Consider the following 18768-nt stretch of genomic DNA (forward strand, 5'->3'; position numbering starts at 1 on the left):
ATGGGCGTATTCTTCGCCCTTATCAACAGGAATTAAAATGAGCGAAAGCTTTGCGGAACTCTTTGAAGAAAGCCTAAAAACCCTGAACCTTCAGGCAGGCTCCATCATCACCGGTGTTATCGTTGATATCGATTACCAAGCTCGCTGGGTAACCGTTCACGCTGGTCTGAAGTCTGAAGCTCTGATCCCGCTGGAACAGTTCTACAACGATGCTGGCGATCTGACTATCAATGTCGGTGACGAAGTTCACGTTGCTCTGGACTCGGTTGAAGACGGTTTCGGTGAAACCAAGCTGTCCCGTGAAAAAGCCAAGCGCGCTGAATGCTGGATTGTTCTCGAAGCAGCCTTCGCAGCTGAAGAAGTGGTCAAGGGCGTTATCAACGGTAAGGTTAAAGGCGGCTTCACTGTCGACGTTAACGGCATCCGTGCGTTCCTGCCAGGTTCTTTGGTCGACGTTCGTCCTGTGCGCGACACCACGCACCTGGAAGGCAAAGAACTCGAATTCAAGGTCATCAAACTCGACCAGAAGCGCAACAACGTTGTCGTTTCCCGTCGCAGCGTCCTGGAAGCAGAGAACTCCGCCGAGCGTGAAGCTCTGCTGGAATCCCTGCAGGAAGGCCAACAAGTCAAAGGTATCGTCAAGAACCTCACCGATTACGGCGCATTCGTCGATCTGGGTGGCGTCGATGGCCTGCTGCACATTACCGACATGGCTTGGAAGCGTATCAAGCATCCTTCCGAAATCGTCAACGTTGGCGACGAGATCGATGTCAAGGTTCTGAAGTACGATCGTGAGCGTAACCGCGTTTCCCTGGGCTTGAAGCAGCTGGGCGAAGATCCATGGGTTGCTATCAAAGCTCGTTACCCAGAAAGCACTCGCGTAACCGCGCGTGTTACCAACCTGACCGACTACGGCTGCTTCGCAGAGCTGGAAGAAGGCGTGGAAGGCCTGGTACACGTTTCCGAAATGGACTGGACCAACAAGAACATCCACCCTTCGAAAGTCGTACAAGTCGGCGACGAAGTGGAAGTTATGGTTCTGGACATCGACGAAGAGCGTCGTCGTATCTCCCTGGGCATCAAGCAGTGCAAATCTAACCCATGGGAAGATTTCTCTGGCCAGTTCAACAAGGGCGATAAAATCTCCGGCACCATCAAGTCGATCACCGATTTCGGTATCTTCATTGGTCTGGACGGCGGCATCGACGGCCTGGTTCACCTGTCCGACATCTCCTGGAACGAAGTGGGCGAAGAAGCTGTTCGTCGTTTCAAGAAGGGCGACGAGCTGGACACCGTTATCCTGTCGGTTGACCCAGAGCGCGAGCGCATCTCCCTGGGTATCAAGCAACTGGAAAGCGATCCGTTCTCCGAGTACGTTCAAGAGAACGACAAAGGCGCAATCGTTAAAGGCACTGTGAAAGAAGTTGACGCCAAAGGCGCCATCATCGTTCTGGCCGACGATATCGAAGCGACTCTGAAAGCCTCCGAAATCAGCCGTGACCGCGTTGAAGACGCGCGCAACGTTCTGAAAGAAGGCCAGGAAGTAGAAGCCAAGATCATCAGCGTTGACCGCAAGAGCCGCGTGATCCAACTCTCCATCAAGTCCAAGGACGAGATCGAAGAGAAAGAAGCAATTCAGAGCCTGCGCGACAAGCCAGCTACCTCTGACATCGCTTCGGGTCCGACCACTCTGGGCGACCTGCTGCGTGCACAAATGGAAAAGCAGAACTAAGTTCTGTCAGACCATAGAAAAAGGGCGACTTCGGTCGCCCTTTTTTGTGCCTGAAATTCGTTGAATCAACAAGTTAGAACCAAGGCGTGCAGCCCAGTGTCAGAGCTGACTATAGTTCTTAACAAATGCTCCGCTGTGTTGTTGTTTCAATAAGGATTTGAATGAACAGGCTTATCGTTTTATTTGCAGTGGTGCTGCTGGCAGGCTGCACTGCCACCAGTGCCAAAACCCACGCCAAGCGCGGCGTCAGCGGCATTGAGATCGATTGCTCGGGCCTTGGCAGCAACTGGGACAAGTGTGAGAAGCGCGCTGCCCGGGAGTGCAAGATGCAGGGCTACAAGGTCATCACCCGATCCAGTGATGCCAAGGACGAGGAGGGTGACTATCTGTTCGGCTGGAACCCTGCTGGCGCTGTCACTCGTACCATGTTGGTGATCTGTAATTGAGGGGGTCAAGCATGTGTTCCGGGTATCCGTTTATGCTGCAGATAAGTTGGCAGGTGGGCTGTTCAAATTCACCAAGTCATGCTAAAACCTTCGAAGCGCTTTTCCTAGCTGCTTGAAAAAGAAGGGAAAAATATGACGAAGTCGGAGTTGATCGAACGAATTGTCACCCATCAAGGGCTGCTTTCATCCAAGGATGTAGAGCTGGCTATCAAGACTATGCTTGAACAGATGTCCCAATGCCTGGCTACCGGGGATCGAATTGAGATCCGTGGTTTTGGCAGTTTCTCCCTGCACTACCGTGCACCGCGAGTGGGTCGCAACCCGAAAACCGGGCAATCCGTCAGCCTTGACGGTAAGTTTGTGCCTCACTTCAAGCCGGGCAAGGAATTGCGCGATCGAGTTAATGAGGATGAAGACGAGGTTTGATACTCGTGAGGGAGTGGGCATGAGTAGATTGACGCGTGTTATTGCAATGCTGGTAGTGTTGGTGCTGCTGCTGTGCATCGTGGCATTTGTGCTGGAAAATCAACAGTCGGTTTCTCTGCAGTTCCTGAGTTGGGCAGCCCCGCAGTTACCAATTTCTGTTTTCGTAGTGCTCGCTTTATTGGTCGGAATGCTTGTTGGCCCACTGATGGCGTGGGTTGCCAGGGCGCGGCGCAAGACTCGAGTTTGATCCTGGCCACTATTGATGAGTGGAAGGAAGGGGAGGCGATCGCCGCCCCTTTGCACTGGTTCAATTCGGTTCTTTCTCTCCAGCCCTGAACTTTACGGCCAACGCTATCAGCGGCAGATAGGCCACCAGCAGTCCCAGAAAGCCATCCACCGTGCCGTTGCCCACGAGCAGCGCCATAGGTAACAGCCATCCAATGTTGATTGCCGCTACCACCAGGGTAACGGGTGCGTGTTTACCGAACTGGCGAGAAGCGAACTGGTAGGCGTGGCTGCGGTGGGCCTCATAGACTTTGTCGCCTCTGAGCAGGCGGCGCAGCAAGGTCCATGTCGCATCAGTGATAAACACACCCAGCAGGATCAGCCAGCTCCACAGTAGCTGCGGCGAGACCCAGGCCGCTTGCAGCGACAGCACCCCCAGCGTGATGCCGAGGAACCCACTGCCCGCATCGCCCATGAAGATACGGGCTTTTGGGAAGTTCCAATACAGAAAGCCAACCACTGCAAACGCCAGTAATAACGGTGTAAACGCGATCAGCTCATGACCTGTTAGCCAATAGAGCAGCGCACTGCCAAGGCATACGCAAATAGCCTCGACGCTGGCTATTCCATCAATTCCATCCATAAAGTTATACAAGTTCAGCAGCCATACCAGGTAGACCGCTGCCAGCATATGGCCGATCCAGCTCAAGTCGACGGCGAATCCCGCCACCACCAGCGGCGGCAGGCCACCGATCCAGAACAGTGCCCATGCCGCGGCTATAAAGTGCCCTAGCAGGCGCCAACGTGCGCTGATATGGCCATGGTCGTCCAAAAAACCCAATACCGCGATGCCGGTCCCGGCGCCGAATAATGCGTACGTGAGTGGCCATGTAATCAGGCCAAGGCTGGCAGTCAGCAATAGCGCTAACAGAAAGCTGACGACGATCGAGACACCACCGCCCCTGGGCGTAGGCACGACGTGCGAGCTGCGCGCATTCGGGATGTCGATCAGGCTTCGAGCCAGAGCGTAATGACGCAAGGCCCCCGTTAAAAGGAGTGCGACAATCGTCACAGCCGGTAACAACCACCACATATTCATTTAGTTTGCCGTTCCAAAAAGTGTTTACCTGTTTTACTCAGTGCCTGGTCAACGCTGCTCGGCGGTGTCCAGCCCAGCAGTTCGCGGGTCTTGCCAATATCGACCTGCAGGGAGCCGCATAGCCTTTGAGCGAGTGCCCGGCGACCCAGCGCAGTGGCGCCGGTTTGCAGCAACCAACTCGGCACAGGTAGCAAGCGTGCGGGCTTGTTCAGAGCCGTTCCCATTCGACGCAAAAGCGCTGTGGTCGAGAGGTCCTCCCCGTCACTGACCAGGAAGGTTTGATTGGCGGCAGCGGGGTGCTCGGTGCACGTCACAATCAAATCAATCAAGTTGTCCAGGGCAACCAGGCTGCGTCGATTGTTCACGGCGCCAAAGGGCAAGGGCAGGCCTTTATGCAACCAGCGCATCATGCTCAGGAAGTTCGCTTGAACGCCGGGTCCGTAGACCAATACGGGACGAATGATCACCACTTCCATGCCAGTTTCAGAAGCCAGTTTTCGCAGGCCTTGCTCTGCTTCCTTTTTGGAGATGCCGTAAGGGTCGGTAGGGGTTGTGGGACCGTCAGCCGTATACGGCGCGCCAGTCGCCGTGCTCTCGCCATTGACCTTGATCGAGCTGATAAATATAAAGCGCTTAACCCCGGCAGCCGCCGCTTGGCGGGCCAGGTTTAAGGTGCCTTCGACATTGATCCGCCGGTATTCGGCAAGTGGATCGGTGGATGCGTCACTCATGACATGGACCCGGGCGGCCAGGTGGATCACCGTTTCTTGGCTCTCGAGCAACAGCTGCCAATCCTGATCGTCGGATAGCCCGCCGATAAGGCGCTGGTTGACGCGCGTATCAAGATCGGCCTTGAGCTCGCGTACAGCAGCGGTAATCGAGTGCTGGCGTTTAAGCAGTGGCGCGATTAACCCGCTACCGACAAAGCCACTCGCTCCCGTCAGGAGGATTTGCATAATCAAGGAGTTCCTGTGAGTGAAAGAACATCTTTCGCCATTTCGCGCATGATGCGGCCACGCGCGAAACGCTCGACGAAGGCATGGCGCGGGCGCGTCATAATATTGAGAGTCTTGAAGGACTGGATCCCTGCGGCGGCGTCACACGGCGCAAACACGGCAGCGTTTTCAATATGTTCAGAGACAAAACTGGCTGCGTAACCAGAGATGCCCGCCCAGATCGGTTTGCCCAGTGCAGCGTATTCAAAGACTTTTGATGGCAAGACCTTGCGGAAGGCGTCGTGGTCGTTCAAATGCAGGAAAAGCACATCCGCCGACTGATAAGCCTCGATCAATTGTTCGCGCTTGACCGGTTTCAAGAGTTCAACGTTAGTACAGGCGTGAGTGACAATGGCTTGTTTTAACAGCTCGATCCGGCCTCCGTCGCCGATCACGCGGAATCGCACCTTCCCTTCAAGTTGTTTGGCCAGTTGGGGGATAATGTTGTGCAGCCCCTGGCCTTCACCGATATTTCCCGCATAGACAATGTCCAGGATCGGGCTGGGCACCTTTTCTTCAGCGACGGGTTGCGCATCCAGGAATTCGCCATCGATGCCATTCGTATAGGTGGAGTAGCGTTGGTCGGGATAGCGTGATTTGAAGTAAGGAAGAAAACCCTCAGAGACCAGGTTGACCTTTTGCGCCGAGTGAATGGTAAAACGTTCAACCAGCGATAATAAGGGTTTAAGCAACCAGACTTTTTCTTTGGACAGCACATCCTTGATCGTGTCGACAAAGATGTCGCGTATATCCAAGTAGAGTGGCGTTCGTTTTGTGCGTGCGATCACCGCTCCCAGCGTAGCGGTCATCAGGCGTGAAGAAGTCGCATAGACAAGATCGTAGTCTTGGTTTCGCACAATCTTGCGTGCAGCGTTGGCATACACCAGAAACGCTCTTGCTTGATCGACCATCCCGCTCTTGTGGCCAGGCAGGGCCACTCGGCGGATGGTGAGCCTCGGGTGCTTCTCCAGTTCCGGGGCTTGACTGCTGAAGGAGCTGTAGCGATTCGGCAGGGTTGTGATCAACTCAATATGGGCGTCTGCAGGGAGTTGCTCCAGAAGTGCGTCTACCAGTGCTGTCGTGCGGAATGAACCGGCTGACAGATCAGGCTGGTAGTAAAAGCTCAAAATCAAAAGTTTCACGTAAGCCTCACCAGGTTATGCGGGTGGTCAGTTTGTCTGTCGACATTTCAGCGACGATGCACTGATTGGGAACAGACTTGCCGAATTCCGGATGCCATGTGGAAGACACCACATTGATCCGGGTTGCGCCCTCTAGTGTCGCGACAGCGACCTGACCGCCGGGCAGGGTGATCGTTACCGTGTTGCCTTGTTGAGTGGTGCGGATATCAGGGTGTAAAAATAGCCTTGATACAGCTTGATCAAATGTGCCGGAGACGGAATCTATCACCTGTAATTCACCGGCCATCGCAACCCACTCGCGAACGTGCAGGTTTTTCCCCGGTAGACGCAGGTAGCCGTCATGGCTGCCACTGACACGTACGGTGTCGACTGTGTGTTCCAGCTTACCCACGCAGGTGCGTGCGCGTCGTGCGACCCTGAATCCGGCCCAGACTTCAGATGAGTTTTCACCGTTCACTTCTATTGTGTTGTGCGCTGCCGTGCTGCGTTGCCGTTGACGTTCCGCGTCTTCGCCGTATTGAGACGTTCCAGAGTTGACGAACACGCGCTGTCCAAACAGGCTGAGTTCGAAGCTCAGGGTGTCCGCATGGGTATGACCTGGCTGGTAATCAGGCGCAACCTGCGCAAGGTTCAACAATGCTTTGCACTGATCGCCAAAATTGATCGCCACGTAGCCACTTTCAGCCTGGTGTACAGCTGCAATCGTAGCAGTGGGCATGTCATTGGGCGCACGGCATCCCAATTCAAACGCGTACGCCTCTATATCGAGCAGTGTGGGTGCAATGCCGAATGCCGAGTCATTAAAGAACGCAATGCCACCATCCGGGTGCTGGAGGCTGCGTAACCAGACCAGGCCTTGCTCGATCTGGTGCTTCCATTGGTTTTTGCGAATGTTAAGTTCCGGCAGCTCGGAGTGAGTGGCCAGGTTCAGCAGGTCGCAGATGTCCCAAAGAAGAGACGCGTGGTACATGGGTGAAAGTTCGAAGTGCGCACCGTCCGCCAGAAACTGCTCCTTGATTTCCTCATCAAGGATCTTCAAACCCTTGGACAGCCAGCTGTCTGCCCGATCGCCGTTCAGAAAGCTCCCGGCAAACACCAGTGCCTTGCCATTCACGAACAAATGGTTAGCGAGAATGTGATATTCGATCTGTTCAGACAGCGCGTGGGCCTGTGTAGCCAGGCTGTCCAGCCAGTGCGGTTCCAGGGTCGGTTGTTGTTGCATCCACTTGATCAGATTTACGATGCGCAAAGAGAGCGTATAGGGTTCCCAGCCGCATCCGTGAAAGGGGGCGTTGTTTGTGATCCAACTGTTGACCAGGCGCGTGTCGAAGTCTCTTCGGTCTTCGCCTGAAGAGGCCAGATGATCCAGATAATGCAGGTTGTATTGCCAAATTTTCGGGCGTGTCTGATCGTGCCAATCAATCGGCGCCGTCAGGCCCATGAATTCAAACTGTTCGTCGGCACCGAAGCGCGAGGCACACCAATGGGGAGCCTTCGCCAGGTTAATTCCGGGGCGCCGGGTAAAGCCTTGTGCCGAAAAAGGCCGAACTTTAGCGAAGCGATAGTAAAGACGGTAAACAACCTGCTTCAATCGCAGCATTTTAACGGTGTGGTAGAGCTTGATTATTCGTTGCATCAACGTCCTGCTTAGGTCAGTCACTTGAAAGTTAAAGTAGTGAGTATTGACTGACGCCAGTTAAGGGAAATTTATTTTCAGCCAGCGCTCGAAGTACAACACCTGCCAGAGTTTGTAGGTGTTGTTTGCGCTGCCTGAAAAATGATTGTTCACTAATTTTTCCACCTCTCCTCGGGCCACATAGGTGTAGATGCGCTCGAACTCGGCGAGCAGGCGTTGTTGGCCTATGCGTTGAATAATGCCATCCAGAGGTGGGTTGAAGCCTGTTTTGGGGCGATCAACCAATGAGGCGGGAAGCAGGCTTTTCAGGAGCTGTTTGAGTGGGGCCTTTGGCGCTCCGCCTTTAAGCAAATCTGCACTTGAGGTTGCAAGACCGCTGGCCACCACACGCTCGTCCAGCAACGGAACGCGCAGTTCGATACTGGCCAACATACTGGCCTTGTCCGAGACACTCAGGTTATGGCTCAAGAAGCCTGTCTGGTCAAAATGCTGTGCACATTTGACTTTGTCTTCAACGGCGCCGCTGTACTGATCCATTACGCCGGACAGGCGTTGCTTGTAGTGTCGTTCAAGCTCGTTGTAGTCACGAAAAAAGCCCTGCAACTCTTGGCGGGAGAAGTACCCCAGCATGCGCGAATACGCCAGGGGCCAATAGTTTTCCTGAGCATAGGACACCAACCGTTCGAACTTTTTGTCGAGCCGCTTTGGAAATAACTTGAGTTTTAGCAGTGCACTTAATACGGGATACAGCAGCCTGATGAGTGTGTGATGCTTGAGTACTGTGTAGCGTGGGTAACCTGCAAACGCCTCATCTCCGCCCATGCCACTGAGCATGACGGTATATCCACTTTTCCTGGCTTCGGTGGACAAGCGGTAGGTTGCCCAGAACGTATAGTCGGATACCAGTTCTTCGGTGTTGGCAGCGACGAAGTCGATGGACTCGAAGGGGTCTATATCTGAGTCGAGAATCTCCGTGACCACCAGCTTTTTGCCAAGGTGTTCGGCGATCCTGGCGGAAAACTTCGTATCGACAGCGGAGTCGTCCGTTGCGTCGTACTGTGCAAAAAATAAGTCAGCATCACCGGTGAAACTTGCCAGGATGCTGGAGTCTGCGCCACCACTGAAAAATACCCCGACCGGGACGTCCGCTTCCAATTGGCGCGTCACGGCAGAACGCACATCCTGCACGAGGCTTTGCTCGGTCTTGAAGTTCATGGCGCTCTGGTAACGCTGGGTTGTCATCTTGCCGGTTGCCAGGTCGAACGCCAGGTAACTACCGGGCATCAGTTTCTTGATGGATGTGTAGCCCGTGTTGGGCTCGTAGAGAAAGCCGTTGTTGAAAAACTCAAAGACATCATCAGGGTCTATGTCGGTGTTTACCTGCGAAAAACATTTCAGGCCGCGGATTTCTGAGCAGGCGTAGAAGCCGTCGACGCCGGTGTAGCAATACACCGGCTTGATGCCAACGACGTCCCTTACCAGAAAGGTTTTTTGGCGCGGCTCATCCAATATGACAAACGTGAACATGCCTTCAAGCAGTGCAAAGGCCTGCTCTTGATGTTCTACGTACAATTGCAGGATAACTTCGGTATCGGAGGTGCCTTTGAAGGTATAGCCTTTTTCGATCAGTTGCCGGCGCAATTCGTGATGGTTAAACACCTCGCCATTGAACACGATACTTACACCATGATTGTCGGCAAACATCGGCTGGCTGCCAGTCGGTGACAAATCCAGGATGCTCAGCCTGTTGTGTCCTAGCCCTACCTGATAGCCCGCGACACTGGCGAAATAGGTACCGGATGCATCCGGGCCACGGTGCCGTGTAACCGCCAGGCTTTTTTCCATTTGGGCCTGGGTCTCGGGTACACCGTCTTTGACTGCAAAAAAGCTGAGGCCACACATTATACCGACGTCTCCCTGGGGTCTTTGACGACCGTTTCCGGCCTGGTGTTGGAGAGTGACGCTGTATGCCCGTCAGGCAAGGCGGTACCCATCATTTGATTTGAATGCTTATGCGCCAGCATTACGCCCCAAGCTGCTGCGAGCAGTAAGTTGAAAGAGATCAGGCGAAACACCGCGAAGAACAACCCGTAGATCGCCAGCGTTATGACCGCCGTGCGAATCACGGTGAGGTGAGCGGGGTCGGACTTTAGAGTGGTGAACCGATATAAAACGGGAGCACCGAGGACAGTGATGTACATCAGCAGCCCTAAGACGCCGCCGACCATCAGCATGTACAGTGGCCAGTTATGGATATAGCCAACTGACTCCGTGAATGAATCACCGCCGGGCTTCTCCCAGCGCATCTCGTGTTTGATCCCGATACCATTGCCCAGCGCGGGGTGGTCCTGAAACATGCGCCAGGCGATTTTATATTCCTGTACCCGGGAAGAGACGTTGAAGTCCTGCTTCTCGTTGGCAGCGGGCTTGGACTCGGAGACTACAGGCGCCGTAGCGTCAGGCTGCGTGTGTTTCTCTCCCATGGACGCAATGGAAGAGGTTGCGATAGGTAATGCAGTATTCGCCAGGGAGTTCATGCGCCCGAGCCATACGTCTTGCATGCCGGTGGCAAAAATAAACACAAGGCAAAACAGCGCTTGAATGACAATGCCGGATACCACTTTTAGCCATAAGTGCCTGCGCGCGAAAAAGGTATAGAGCGCGAACAAGCCAATGACGAGAAGTGCACTGATCAGCATGCTTCGTGTGAATGTGATCAGCACGGCGGCTGTGCACAGCAGCGATATCAGGCCACTGATCCATGCAACCCTTCGGTCAGGGGTCAGCGTGCCGACGACATAGCCGAGCACCATGCCCAGCGGCAGGATCGCGTCGGTTGCTTGCGCCAGCACCATGGTGATGCGATCACGCATTGGGCCCTGTGCGTTAACGTTGCGCAGCGCTTCTTCATAAGGGATTTTTACCATCTCCCCGTTGACCTCAAGGGTCCAGTACGGCTGCCACAGACCGTGATAGAAGTAATAGAAAACGATGTAGCCTGCGGTCAATAAAATCAGGGTTCCCACCGAAGCGCCGAGCCAACGAACGTTGTTTTCTTCGCGGCCTACAAGAGCGCAGATCGGGATCAGTGCATAGATAAACAGAAAGGGCACTACCCCTCTGAGCCAATCAGTCATCGGAACATGGTGGTACATCGCTACAACCAGGTTCAGCACTAGAAACCCAAGGCCTATTAGCAATGGCGCGGCGAACAGGCGCAGGACCGATGTAAAACCCAGAGTACGGAGCAATTTGATCAATGCGCTGAGGAATACCGCCACCAGCAGGGCAGCAAACGCCACTTCCTGAGCGCCCAACGAAGTGGGCGCGGGGTGGAGAGCAAAGGCCAATGGGAATAGCGCCAATAAACCCAGCCAAGGCGACATGATGGCCGTCAATACCAATAAAGCGCTGCCGATAATGGCCGTGTAGAAAAGCACGCCAGGATCCAGCATAAATAAAATGGCGATGAGCGCTGCCGCCGTGATCGCCATGGAATTTTTTACGCAGTCAGGTTGACGCATTGCGGTACTCCATTGTTCAAGGGCGTATGGCTTTATAGTCGCTGGCTGTTTGTCCAATCACTTTTGCGGGTATTCCCACAACGATTGAATTATCAGGCACGTCTTTCAATACGACCGCTGAAGCGCCAATTTGACAGTTATTGCCGATGACGATATCGCCAATGATCTTTGCCCCGGCCCCTATGTAGCAGTTGTCACCGATGACGGGGCAGCGATTGATCTCGCTGGTGACATAACCCTCAGCGGCGCCGATGGTGATGCCTTGGCCCAGCACACAGCCGTCGCCAACCTTGGCATTTGCGTGCAGTACAACGCCGATCGCGCCATAGGCGAATATCGTGCCCCTTCCGATCGTTGCGGTAATTGGAATGTAAGAGTTGAACAGTAGGAAAATCACATTTCGAACAAGGCCTGGTAATAACGGCACTCGACGCCGGTGCAGCCAGTTTCCAACTCGATAAAGTTTTACTGCGTTCACGGTTAAAACCTCAGCGTGCGAAGATCAGCGGGTCGAAGCTGGAGTGCTCCCACTGCAATGATCATGAGCGAGCACATATACAGCACGGCCCAGACCAGGCTGATGTGTGTCAAAAAGATAGTCAGGGGAGAGAGTAAGGCGACCCAAAAAACTACCGGCAAGCGAATGCCTGGACGGCAGCTTATGTGCAGGAACAACAAGTAGGCCGAGAACCCGATAGCGTAGAACAACTGTGCCTGGTTCAAGTCTTTGACAAACAGAATCATGCTCGTTATGGCCAGTGGGGCAATGACAAGGTTTGCCACGATGACTTTACGGTGCAGGCCGGAGGCGACCAGATAGCGCTCTGTTACCACTGCCCAGTACAGCACTGGCAGGCAGGGCAGCATCACCAGATAGTTCGAGTACTGAGGGAACAGCCAAACCGCTGCGTACCCCGATAAGCCTACCAACGCGAAGTAGAAAATAGCGATCGACGTGATGATTCTATATTGCGCTTGGCGTTGCCCGCCCGAGACGAAGGCGACAAACACTGCCCTGACGTTGATGGGGAACAGGCTGGTAGCGGATTGAATGATCGAGACGATGACCCTGAACAATCCAAGGTCGCGCACGGGCAGGCTCTTGGAAAGAATGAAGGGCAAGATGTTGGTGAACAGATTGAACACCAGGGTGATGGATATCATTCTGGGTAATAACAGCAGCACACCTTGGCAGGTCTGCAGCAGCTGTTTGCCGACGGGCAGTTTCGCACCTTTGAAAAACAGCACCGCTACCGCAAACGCGCACGGAATCAAGTTGGTCAGAATCAGTATGTCGACGATAGTCAGCGAGACTATTTGTTGGTAGCTGATAAACAGGAGCGTGAAAAACACGCCAAGAAATAGCACCAGGTAGGCCACGATCCAGCGTTGCAGGCGTAGCCCGAACAGCGATAACAGGCATGCCGAGCTCAAAAGCATCACCCCAAGCAGGAGTGGGTTGCCAATGTGGTCAATCAGGTTCACAGCGCTGAACAGTACAAAAATCAGTACGGCCATAAATAATGAAGTCACCAGAATGTACTCGGCCTCCACGGTGGCAATCAGCTGCTCATTGACGATATCCAACAGTTTTTGAAATAAAAATACCAGCACGTTGGCCTTGATGAATGCGCCGTACGCTTCCAAGCCGTAAAGTCCGGGAATCACAAAGTTAACAACCAGGCCACTTATCAGTGTCAGCACCTGGATCAATAAATTGACCATGCCAGAACCTCTTGAACCTCATCATGACAAATGCAATTGCATGATCATTTAACAAACGTGCCCAGCTCGGTGCTCGGAAACCGACGCAATACTAACGGCTTGCGTCGATTTCCAAGCGGTATTCATCAAGCTTTTTTCAAGCCCACACACCGCGTGTGTCGATGACTTTGAGCGAGGACAGGCGTGCGCCCGGGATTTTCTTGAATACGCTGTGATCGACCAGCAGGACAATCACGTGCGCAGATGACAGCGCCTGATCGATTCCGCTCAGGGTTGCAATACCTTCAAGGCGAGCCGGCAGGTGCGCGATATTCGGTTCAATCGCCAGAACAGTACCGGGATGGGACTGGGCAATGTGTGCGGTGATCTCTAAGGATGGACTTTCACGCAAGTCGTCGATGTCCGGCTTGAAGGCCAGCCCGAGGCAGGCAACCGTAACGTCCTTGGCGGTTTTCGACGGGTGTTCCTGCAGGAATTGACCGATAGCCAGTTGAACCTGCTCCAATACCCACTTTGGCTTGCTGTCATTTACTTCCCTTGCGGTGCGGATCAGGCGTGCCAGGGCGGGCGTTTTGCTGACAATGAACCAGGGGTCGACAGCGATGCAGTGACCGCCCACACCGGGGCCAGGTTGCAGGATATTAACGCGAGGGTGGTGATTCGCAAGGCGGATCAGCTCCCATACATTGATGTTGAGTTCGTCGCAGATCATCGACAGTTCATTGGCAAACGCGATATTCACGTCGCGAAAGCTGTTCTCTGTGAGTTTGCACATTTCGGCGGTGCGGGCGTCGGTGATGATGCATTCACCCTCAACGAATGTTTTATATAGAGACCGCGCAGCTTCTGAACATTTGCTGGTAAGCCCGCCGATGATGCGATCGTTTTCGATCAACTCCCGCAGTACGTGACCCGGCAGCACGCGCTCGGGGCAATGCGCTATGCGGATGTCCGACTCTGCGCCATGGGTTTGCGGAAATGTCAGGTCCGGACGGGCTTCTGCCAGCCAGGCAGACATTTGCTCGGTAGCCCCGACTGGGGAGGTTGATTCCAGCACGACCAAGTCACCCTTTTTCAGGACGGGAGCAATGGCTCGGCTGGCTGATTCGATGTAGGAAAGATCGGGTTCGTGATCGCCCTTGAACGGTGTCGGGACGGCAATCAGGAAGGCATCGGCCGGCTCTGCGGTTAGAGTTGCCCGCAAATAGCCTTCGGTAACGGCGGCCCGTACGACGATATCCAGATCCGGTTCGATAATATGGATTTCGCCGCGGTTGATGGTTGCAACTGTGTTCGGGTTGACGTCGACGCCAATGACTTTTTTCTTACGTGCAGCGAAAACAGCTGCCGTCGGAAGCCCTATATAGCCGAGGCCGACTACAGAAACAGTTTCAAAGCTCATGAATTAGCCTTTTTAATTCGTGAAAGTACATCGAGAATTCGTGCGGATGCTTTTCCGTCACCATAGGGGTTGTGAGCGAAGCTCATCTGGCCATAGGCTTCAACATCAGTCAGCAAGACTCTCAAGTTAGAGGTAATGGCCTCAATTTCAGTCCCGACAAGTTTGACTGTGCCCGCGTCAACCGCCTCTGGACGCTCTGTGGTGTCACGCATCACCAGCACAGGTTTACCTAAAGAGGGGGCCTCTTCCTGAATGCCACCTGAATCACTCAAAATTAGATAAGAGCGATCCATCAAATACACAAAGGGCAGATAATCCAGGGGTTCGATCAGATGGATATTCTGGATGTCGCTGAGCAGGCGATTGACTGGCTCGCGTACATTCGGATTCAGGTGAACGGGGTACACAATCTCGACATCGGGGAACTCCAGGGCCGTATTGATCAAGGCCTGGCAGATATTCTCAAAGCCACCGCCGAAACTTTCGCGGCGATGACCCGTGACCAGGATCACTCGCTGGCAATCGCCCAGAAACGAGAACTGCTGGTGAAATTGCTGTTGCAGGGCAGGACGGGTCTTGATTCGGCCCACCACATCCAGCAACGCGTCAATGACAGTGTTGCCGGTCACATGGACGCTTTGGCTTGCGACCCCCTCTCTCAGCAAATTCTGCCTGGACGTTTCAGTGGGTGCGAAGTGCAATGCCGCAAGAGCGCCAGTCAGCTTGCGGTTTGCCTCTTCAGGCCACGGAGAATAGAGGTTTCCGGTGCGCAGGCCGGCTTCGACGTGAGCCACAGGAATTTGGTGATAGTAAGCGGCCAATGTGGTGGCGAACGTCGTCGCTGTGTCGCCATGGACCAGGACAATATCCGGTTTGAAGGTTGCGAAGACAGTTTTCATTCCCTGCAAGATGGCACTCGTGACATCGGTCAGATCCTGGCCGGACTTCATGATGTTCAAATCGAAATCAGGCTTGATTTCAAAGAGACTGAGCACTTGGTCGAGCATTTCTCGGTGCTGTCCAGTCACGCAGACCTTGGCAGTGAAGCGCTCATCTGCTGCAAGGCTCAACGCCAAGGGAGCCATTTTGATTGCTTCAGGTCGTGTGCCGAATACACACAGGGTTCTTAAAGTCATCGCAACACCGCTACTTAAAGTAAAAATCAATGCACGCTTACGTCATAATCCGCGGATTAGGGTGCCGTCAGTTGTGATACGTTTTTGCACACGCTATGCCAGGGCGCAGGGCCGCGGGACAGCACAATCAGATAGTGGAAACATGACATCTGATAGTTGTGCATGCGTTATTTTTTGGAATTCCACTCGCAGGCAGTTGCAGGCCCGTGAGTTGAGGTTCGTGCGAATTCCAAGCCATTTGCCTGGGTCTAGTGAAAATTCTCGGGCGTCCTCCTTTCGTCCCGTTTGGCAGTGCGTATGTACACCTGCGATGATCACTCAGCAAGTAGTGCGCATACTCTAAAGTATCCCTCCCATTCGGCTCCAAGGCAAAAATTGGCTTGCATTGGGGCTGGTTAGTTTCGTTAAAACATGATCGCGGATTAGCATCTCTATGATTAAAGTCAACCGTCAAGTGCGGGTGATCCGGTCATTATTTTGTCGCGGCGGATGCTTACAGATTTTTCCTACAGCGCTTTCCGCTGTAGCGGCGCAGGTGAACGCGTTGCGGAGTATAGCCTCTTTAGGCGTGTTTTTTCCAAGATTGGAATGGAACAGCTGTTCGACTGGCTCTAAAAGGGCATTCGCGGGACGTTCTAGATTAAGGGACTTAGAGTCCAGCTATACCATTAATGAACATCGACGGTGGCATCAGCCTCTCTCGTATTGTTTTAAGGGTGACCATTTTTGTTACATTTTGCTATACGATACTGTTGCTGTGCTAGCTAATGATACGGCTGCAACTCAACGTCTCGGGCCAAGCCTAGCAGCTTGTCAGGTGTTCGCCATTTTTTGTTCGTGAGCGCTCGAACCCCGCGGTTTCGTAGGGGTCAGTGCCTACCCGTCCTGGTTTTTTTTGGGGCTGAGAAAGGATTTCAAAGGATTTCCGACACAACAAGGGTATCATCCCATCTATGGTGTTTACTGTAGGTGTCGAGTACCACCGTGGTATTTTCTGTACAGAATAGGGGTTATTAACCCAAGGAAAGGTCGTCAAAGGAGTGCGATTTTTCTGAAAGGAGATTTTCATGCAGTTGCCACGTCTGTACGATTTTTGTTCAGTGCGGGTTATTCATTGTGGATCGCTATTTTCGTCTATTCGCGGGCAGGGTTTTGATTCTAGGAGCGTGGAAAAGTGTTGGAGAGGGGCATGGATAAGATGAGAGTTTTTTTATTAAATCTGCCGCGCCGCCACAAGCGCATTCTTCAGGTGCTTGTCGATATTGTACTGGTGTGGATTTCATTATGGTTGGCCTTCGTCGTACGGCTTGGAATTGCCGAGATGGAACAACCGATCCAGCGATACTTATGGCTGTTCGTGAGCGCTCCGGTTATTGCCATTCCCCTGTTTGTTCGCTTTGGCATGTACCGCGCCGTCATGCGTTACTTTGGTAACGATGCACTTATTACTATTATCAAGGCGGTGAGCCTTTCTTCACTTATTCTTGGCTTGGCTGTCTATCTTTACAGCAACCATCAATACGTTGTTCCACGCTCGGTTATTTTCAATTATTGGTGGTTGTGCCTGGTTACCGTAGGCGGGTTGAGACTAGCGATGCGCCAGTACTTCATGGGGGATTGGTTCTCTGCAGCACAGCATGTTCCCTTTACCAATCGTGATGATGGCTTGACGAAAGTTGCCATTTACGGAGCCGGCTCGGCGGGTAATCAATTGGTTGCTGCGTTGCGCATGGGGCGTGTCATGCGGCCGGTCGCCTTTATCGATGACGACGGGAGTATCGCAGGTCGTGTCATCTCTGGGCTGCAGGTGTTCAAGCCCAAGCATATTCAGCAGATGATCGACACAACAGGCGCTCAGCAGATATTGCTCGCAGTGCCTTCGGCGGGCCGCGGGCGCAGGCGTGAGATTCTCTCGAACTTGGAGCGTTTTCCGCTGCATGTGCGCAGTGTTCCGGATTTTATGGACCTGGCCAGTGGCCGCGTCAAGGTCGACGATATTCAGGAAGTCGATATTGCCGACTTGCTGGGGCGTGATGCAGTGCCAGCCCAGGAAGACCTGCTTGCACGTTGTATCGTTGGCCAGTCGGTCTTGGTCACGGGAGCAGGGGGGTCGATCGGGTCTGAGCTATGCCGGCAGATTTTGACGCAGAAACCCAAGACCTTACTCTTGTTCGAACACAGCGAATTTAACCTCTACAGTATCCTGTCCGAACTTGAACACCGCGTTGCGCATGAGTCAATGCCCATTAAGTTATTGCCCATTCTGGGTTCGGTACGCGACGAGAATAAATTACTTGATGTTATGAAGAGCTGGCACGTCGACACGGTTTATCATGCGGCTGCGTACAAGCATGTGCCGATTGTCGAACACAACATTGCCGAAGGTGTCTTGAATAACATCATTGGTACTTTGAATACCGCCCAGGCAGCCTTGAAGGCCGGTGTGGTGAACTTTGTGCTGATTTCCACCGACAAGGCTGTTCGCCCCACTAATGTGATGGGGAGTACCAAGCGCCTTGCAGAATTAGCCCTGCAAGCCCTCAGCGTTGAAAAAGCGCCGGTGATGTTTGGCGACAAGTCTGGCGTGGCCCGCGTAAACAAAACGCGCTTCACGATGGTCAGGTTCGGCAATGTACTGGGTTCTTCCGGCTCAGTGATTCCGCTTTTTCACCGGCAGATCAAGGCCGGCGGTCCATTGACCGTCACACACCCAAAAATTACGCGTTATTTCATGACCATCCCCGAAGCGGCCCAACTGGTGATCCAGGCCGGTTCCATGGGGCAGGGGGGGGACGTGTTCGTTCTGGACATGGGTGAGCCCGTAAAAATTGTAGAGCTTGCGGAAAAGATGATTCATTTATCCGGGCTGAGTGTACGCACGGATAAAAACCCTCTCGGGGATATCGCGATTGAGTTCACCGGATTGCGGCCAGGCGAAAAGCTTTACGAGGAGTTGCTGATCGGCAACAACGTCGTCGCTACCCAGCACCCGATGATTATGAGCGCCAACGAGGATCACCTGGCGTGGGACGTACTCAAAAGCAAACTGAGCGAATTGCTCGGCGCGGTGAGTGAGGACGACTACACCCGTGTGCGTCAGATCCTGCGCGAGACAGTCAGTGGCTACTCGCCCGACGGCGAAATCGTCGATTGGATCTACCAGCAGCGCCGTTTGGAGCCGTGAGTTAACACCCTGTTACTCACCCGTTTTTGACTCTCTCCCCACATCGCCTAAGTTAGAAAAGCAGCTTTTGGAAAGCTGCTTTTCTTCTACCGATGT

15 protein-coding genes are annotated in these 18768 nt (G+C 53.5%); 5 read left to right on the forward strand and 10 right to left on the reverse strand.

The genetic code is table 11. The annotated features are described in order from the left end of the window. Positions 1–37 precede the first annotated feature (37 nt). From rpsA to HBO41_RS07440, 4 genes are all read left to right on the forward strand, one after another. The gene (gene rpsA / locus HBO41_RS07425; RefSeq protein WP_017136102.1) at positions 38–1732 is read left to right on the forward strand and encodes a 30S ribosomal protein S1; all 1695 of its coding nucleotides are present in this window, start codon (positions 38–40) and stop codon (positions 1730–1732) included. 161 nt (positions 1733–1893) lie between these two features. Further along, positions 1894–2178, forward strand: coding sequence for a hypothetical protein (locus tag HBO41_RS07430; RefSeq protein ID WP_017136101.1), 285 nt, complete (start codon positions 1894–1896; stop codon positions 2176–2178). Positions 2179–2310: 132 nt separating this feature from the next. Further along, positions 2311–2604, forward strand: coding sequence for an integration host factor subunit beta (gene ihfB / locus HBO41_RS07435; protein WP_003172657.1), 294 nt, complete (start codon positions 2311–2313; stop codon positions 2602–2604). Positions 2605–2623: 19 nt separating this feature from the next. After that, positions 2624–2851 carry a LapA family protein gene (locus tag HBO41_RS07440; protein WP_169985671.1) on the forward strand — a complete coding sequence of 76 codons (228 nt, stop codon included), beginning with the start codon at positions 2624–2626 and terminating at the stop codon, positions 2849–2851. Positions 2852–2911: 60 nt separating this feature from the next. On the opposite strand, the gene HBO41_RS07445 is transcribed toward HBO41_RS07440, so the two are convergent. The 10 genes from HBO41_RS07445 to wecB form a co-directional block, all read right to left on the reverse strand. Further along, complete coding sequence (locus tag HBO41_RS07445) at positions 2912–3928, reverse strand: glycosyltransferase family 4 protein (RefSeq protein WP_017136099.1); 1017 nt, start codon at positions 3926–3928, stop codon at positions 2912–2914. Next, on the reverse strand, positions 3925–4884 hold the full coding sequence (locus HBO41_RS07450) for an SDR family oxidoreductase (protein ID WP_138449026.1): 960 nt from the start codon (positions 4882–4884) through the stop codon (positions 3925–3927). The genes HBO41_RS07445 and HBO41_RS07450 overlap by 4 nt, the downstream gene beginning before the upstream one ends. A 2-nt stretch (positions 4885–4886) precedes the next feature. Further along, positions 4887–6065: a glycosyltransferase family 4 protein gene (locus tag HBO41_RS07455; protein WP_017136097.1), complete on the reverse strand. Its 1179-nt coding sequence runs from the start codon at positions 6063–6065 to the stop codon at positions 4887–4889. Between the two features lie 7 nt (positions 6066–6072). Then, the gene (locus HBO41_RS07460) at positions 6073–7701 is read right to left on the reverse strand and encodes a heparinase II/III family protein (RefSeq protein ID WP_169985673.1); all 1629 of its coding nucleotides are present in this window, start codon (positions 7699–7701) and stop codon (positions 6073–6075) included. Positions 7702–7761: 60 nt separating this feature from the next. Then, complete coding sequence (asnB, locus tag HBO41_RS07465; protein ID WP_169985675.1) at positions 7762–9603, reverse strand: asparagine synthase (glutamine-hydrolyzing); 1842 nt, start codon at positions 9601–9603, stop codon at positions 7762–7764. Next, positions 9603–11225, reverse strand: a complete 1623-nt coding sequence (locus HBO41_RS07470) for an O-antigen ligase (protein ID WP_099549092.1) — start codon at positions 11223–11225, stop codon at positions 9603–9605. Before HBO41_RS07470 ends, asnB begins: the two co-directional genes overlap by 1 nt. Before the next feature lie 16 nt (positions 11226–11241). Next, a complete protein-coding gene (locus tag HBO41_RS07475; protein WP_026013606.1) occupies positions 11242–11703 on the reverse strand; it encodes a serine O-acetyltransferase in 462 nt (153 codons plus the stop codon). 2 nt (positions 11704–11705) lie between these two features. Next, a complete protein-coding gene (locus tag HBO41_RS07480) occupies positions 11706–12950 on the reverse strand; it encodes a hypothetical protein (RefSeq protein ID WP_017136092.1) in 1245 nt (414 codons plus the stop codon). A gap of 136 nt (positions 12951–13086) precedes the next feature. Next, positions 13087–14352 (reverse strand): UDP-N-acetyl-D-mannosamine dehydrogenase, encoded by a 1266-nt coding sequence (gene wecC / locus HBO41_RS07485; protein WP_099549091.1) that lies wholly within the window; start codon positions 14350–14352, stop codon positions 13087–13089. Continuing rightward, positions 14349–15488: a non-hydrolyzing UDP-N-acetylglucosamine 2-epimerase gene (gene wecB / locus HBO41_RS07490; protein WP_099549090.1), complete on the reverse strand. Its 1140-nt coding sequence runs from the start codon at positions 15486–15488 to the stop codon at positions 14349–14351. Before wecB ends, wecC begins: the two co-directional genes overlap by 4 nt. A 1189-nt stretch (positions 15489–16677) precedes the next feature. On the opposite strand from wecB, the gene HBO41_RS07495 reads away from it, so the two are divergent. Beyond that, positions 16678–18672, forward strand: a complete 1995-nt coding sequence (locus HBO41_RS07495; RefSeq protein ID WP_099549089.1) for a nucleoside-diphosphate sugar epimerase/dehydratase — start codon at positions 16678–16680, stop codon at positions 18670–18672. Positions 18673–18768: the final 96 nt, after the last annotated feature.

Origin of the sequence: Pseudomonas sp. WS 5146 (assembly GCF_012985495.1) — a bacterium.
GTDB lineage: Bacteria > Pseudomonadota > Gammaproteobacteria > Pseudomonadales > Pseudomonadaceae > Aquipseudomonas > Aquipseudomonas edaphica.